At 57.0% G+C, this 4246-nt stretch carries 4 protein-coding genes; all 4 read left to right on the plus strand.

Annotation, left to right across the window (positions count from 1 at the left end):
- The coding region (locus M0974_RS08145; protein WP_297835101.1) for a DUF3426 domain-containing protein at nucleotides 1–799 on the plus strand (799 nt) is incomplete at its 5' end.
- 365 nt (nucleotides 800–1164) lie between these two features.
- A complete protein-coding gene (gene dusB / locus M0974_RS08150; protein WP_297835104.1) occupies nucleotides 1165–2178 on the plus strand; it encodes a tRNA dihydrouridine synthase DusB in 1014 nt (337 codons plus the stop codon).
- Nucleotides 2175–2495, plus strand: a complete 321-nt coding sequence (gene fis, locus M0974_RS08155) for a DNA-binding transcriptional regulator Fis (protein WP_297835107.1) — start codon at nucleotides 2175–2177, stop codon at nucleotides 2493–2495. Before dusB ends, fis begins: the two co-directional genes overlap by 4 nt.
- Before the next feature lie 79 nt (nucleotides 2496–2574).
- Nucleotides 2575–4182, plus strand: a complete 1608-nt coding sequence (gene purH, locus M0974_RS08160) for a bifunctional phosphoribosylaminoimidazolecarboxamide formyltransferase/IMP cyclohydrolase (RefSeq protein ID WP_297835111.1) — start codon at nucleotides 2575–2577, stop codon at nucleotides 4180–4182.
- The last annotated feature ends 64 nt before the right edge of the window (nucleotides 4183–4246 follow it).

A 4246-nucleotide genomic window follows, 5' to 3' on the forward strand; every position in this document is an offset into this window, starting at 1 on the left:
CCGCGACGGCCGCACCGAGCCTTCAATGTCGTTCGGGCTCGGCGGGTTGGATGATGAGCCTGAGGCACCCGAGCCTTCCATGGGCGAAAATCCTGGCCGAACGGCTCAACGCGAAGAGTCGCTATACGACGAACCTGGCGAGCACCTTTCGGCTGTCGATGAGGACGAGGATCATCCAATCGATGAACCACCTCAGCGCCCGAAAGCACGCCGCAGCCGAACCGAACCTGGCTTGCATGAAAACGTGCTGCGCAACAAACCGACGCTTGACCTCACTGACGACCCGCTGCAACTCGACTGGCAAAAACCCAAGCCACGTTGGGGCCGCCGGCTTGCTTGGGGCCTGCTTATACTGCTAGCGATCGTGGCCCTGGCCGGGCAATACATCTGGTATCACTACGATGAACTGGCGCGCCAAGATCAGTACCGGCCTTGGTTCCAGGTGATTTGCCCGCAGATCGGCTGCAAAGTTCCGACGAAGGTCGACATCACCTTGCTCAAAAGCAGCAACCTGATAGTTCGCAGCCATCCTGACTTCAAAGGCGCCCTCGTGGTCGATGCGATCATCTATAACCGCGCAGCTTTTTCCCAGCCGTTTCCGCTGCTGGAGCTGCGTTTTGCCGATCCCACCGGCCAGCTGATCGCCAGTCGTCGGTTCAAGCCTAGCGAATACCTGAGCGGCGAAATGGCCGGCAAGGCAGAAATGCCCCCTCAAACGCCGATCCACATAGCGTTGGACATCCTCGATCCTGGCGCCAAAGCGGTGAATTACAGTTTGAGCTTTAGATCACCTGAATAAGCGACAACACCGCTACAGGCGACAAAACGCAACGGGCTCAACCGTCTGTCATAGAAATAATGGCTGATAGATTAATGCGTAAATCGACCAGAATTTCCGCCCCGCGGTTGACGACATATTTATGGCGTTGTGCATGAACACCAAACTGTCAGCGATAAGAAAATAGCTGTTCAGATTTTATCCAATTCAGCCTTTATCCAGTCATCGAGAGCGGGTATCATGCCAACCCTTTTTCATACTCTGGGTTCCGACTAAAAACTCGCTTCAGCACGCACAGACGGACCCACAGGCCGCGTAAACTACGCAGCGACCGAGTGAAGTAGTTTACGCGGCCTGCGATGATCGGCCCCACAACAGGCACACCTATGTCGGCGGTACGCATCGGCCCTTATACATTGCAAAACGGCTTGATTCTTGCCCCGATGGCTGGGGTTACTGACCAGCCGTTTCGTCAGCTTTGCCGCCAACTCGGTGCAGGCCTTGTGGTCTCGGAGATGGTCACCAGCGACATGAGTCTCTGGAACAGTCGTAAATCGCGTCTGCGCATGATTCACGAAGGCGATCCCGAACCCCGTTCGGTACAGATCGCCGGTGGTGATCCACAGATGCTCGCAAATGCAGCACGCGCCAACGTCGAACTCGGCGCGCAGATTATCGATATCAACATGGGCTGCCCGGCAAAAAAGGTCTGCAACAAGGCCGCCGGGTCAGCGTTACTGAAAGACGAACAACTGGTGACCGAGATCCTGCAGGCGGTAGTGGCTGCAGTCGATGTACCGGTCACCCTGAAAATACGTACGGGCTGGGACCGGGCGAACAAAAACGGTCTGACCGTGGCAAAAATCGCCGAACAGGCCGGAATTGTGGCGCTGGCGGTGCATGGCCGGACCCGGGCAGACCTTTACACCGGCGACGCTGAATACGACACCATCGCCGAAATCAAGCGAGCGGTATCGATTCCTGTGTTCGCCAACGGCGACATTGATACGCCGGCAAAAGCCCGTTACGTGCTGCAGGCAACCGGTGCAGATGGGTTATTGATTGGCCGGGCGGCCCAAGGGCGGCCCTGGATTTTTCGCGAGATAGAACACTACTTGCGCACAGGCGAAACCTTGCCCGCGCTGCAGTTGAGTGAAGTGGAACGCATTCTGCTTGAGCATTTAGCCGCGTTACACCTTTTCTACGGCGATGTGCTGGGTGTGCGAATTGCACGCAAGCATGTCGGCTGGTATCTCGCAACCCTGCCGGGCGCCAGGGAGTTTCGCGCCCATTTCAATCGTTTGGATGATACGGAAGCACAGTGCGCCAACGTTCGTGAGTTCTTCAGCGCACGTTATGAGAGCCCGGAAACAAGGGACGGAGAAGAGGTGGCCGCATGACGATGATGACCGAGAATTTAGTGAGTGGAACAACACCCGTGAGCGACAACGTCAATTTGAAACAGCACCTCAATACGCCTAGCGAAGAGGGTCAAACCCTGCGCGGGAGTGTCGAGAAGGCGCTGCACAATTATTTCGCCCACCTGGAAGGCGCTGCCGTCTCGGATGTGTACAACCTCGTGCTGTCGGAGGTCGAAGCACCGTTGCTCGAATGCGTGATGAACTACGTCAAGGGAAACCAGACCAAAGCATCCGAATTGCTGGGGCTTAATCGCGGTACCTTGCGTAAAAAACTCAAGCAGTACGATCTGCTGTAAGCATACAAATCAAAAAAGGCGACCCACCTCGTGTGGTCGCCTTTTTTTGCTGACTCCCTTGCTTTAGATGGAAATTGAGATGACCGACCAGACTACCCGCCTGCCGATCCGCCGCGCTTTGATCAGTGTCTCCGACAAGACCGGGATCGTCGATTTCGCTCGCGAGCTTACCGCTCTGGGCGTCGAGATCCTCTCCACCGGTGGCACATTCAAGCTGCTTCAGGACAACGGTATCGCTGCGGTAGAAGTCGCGGATTACACCGGCTTCGCCGAAATGATGGACGGCCGGGTCAAGACCCTGCACCCGAAAATCCACGGTGGCATCCTTGGCCGTCGCGGCATCGACGACGCCATCATGACAGAGCACGGGATCAAGCCAATCGATCTGGTAGCCGTTAACCTCTACCCGTTTGAAGCCACCATCGCCAAGCCGGGATGCGACTTGCCGACCGCCATCGAAAACATCGATATCGGTGGCCCGACCATGGTCCGCTCTGCCGCGAAAAACCACAAAGATGTGGCCATCGTGGTTAACGCCAGTGATTACAGCCAGGTACTGGAAAGCCTCAAGGCCGGTGGCCTGACCTACGCTCAGCGTTTCGACCTGATGCTTAAGGCGTTCGAGCACACCGCCGCCTACGACGGCATGATCGCCAACTACCTGGGCAGCGTCGATCAGACCGCCCAAACCCTTAGCACTGAAGGCCGCAGCGCATTCCCGCGCACCTTCAACAGCCAGTTCATCAAAGCGCAGGAAATGCGCTACGGCGAGAACCCGCACCAAAGTGCGGCGTTTTACGTAGAAGCCACCCCTGCCGAAGTGGGCATCGCCACGGCCACTCAGCTACAAGGCAAAGAACTGTCATACAACAACGTGGCAGATACCGATGCGGCGCTGGAATGCGTAAAAAGCTTCGTCAAACCTGCCTGCGTTATCGTCAAGCATGCCAACCCGTGCGGCGTGGCGGTGAGCCCGGACGATGAAGGCGGCATCCGTCAGGCGTACGAGCTGGCCTACGCCACTGACAGCGAATCTGCGTTTGGCGGCATTATTGCTTTCAACCGTGAACTGGATGCAGAGACCGCCAAGGCGATCGTCGAGCGTCAGTTTGTCGAAGTGATCATTGCCCCAAGCGTCACCGCTGAAGCCCAAGCCATTATTGCGACCAAGGTCAATGTCCGCTTGCTGATCAGCGGCCAATGGGCTGCCGAGCGCACCCCAGCGTGGGACTTCAAACGCGTGAACGGTGGTTTGCTGGTACAAAGCCGCGACATCGGCATGATTGGCAGTGATGACCTTAAAATCGTCACCCAGCGCGCCCCGACCGAACAGGAAATTCATGACCTGATTTTCGCCTGGAAAGTCGCCAAATACGTGAAGTCGAACGCCATTGTCTACGCTAAAAATCGTCAGACCATCGGCGTCGGCGCGGGCCAGATGAGCCGCGTCAATTCCGCACGTATCGCCGGCATCAAGGCTGAGCATGCAGGTCTTTCAGTGCAGGGCGCAGTGATGGCCTCTGACGCGTTCTTCCCGTTCCGTGACGGAATCGACAATGCAGCCAAGGCCGGCATCACCGCGGTGATCCAGCCGGGCGGCTCCATGCGCGACAACGAAGTGATCGCTGCCGCTGATGAAGCAGGCATCGCTATGGTGTTTACCGGCATGCGCCACTTCCGTCACTAAAACGATTAAAACTGTAGGAGCGCGCTTGCCCGCGATAGCCATAACGCGGTGTAACTGACACACC

It is taken from the genome of Pseudomonas sp. (assembly GCF_026224925.1).
Classification (GTDB): domain Bacteria; phylum Pseudomonadota; class Gammaproteobacteria; order Pseudomonadales; family Pseudomonadaceae; genus Aquipseudomonas.

Coding starts and splice junctions, on each gene's coding strand:
- purH (WP_297835111.1), top strand. CDS start 2,575: ATGACCGACCAGACTACCCGCCTGCCGATCCGCCGCGCTTTGATCAGT.
- dusB (WP_297835104.1), top strand. CDS start 1,165: ATGTCGGCGGTACGCATCGGCCCTTATACATTGCAAAACGGCTTGATT.
- fis (WP_297835107.1), top strand. CDS start 2,175: ATGACGATGATGACCGAGAATTTAGTGAGTGGAACAACACCCGTGAGC.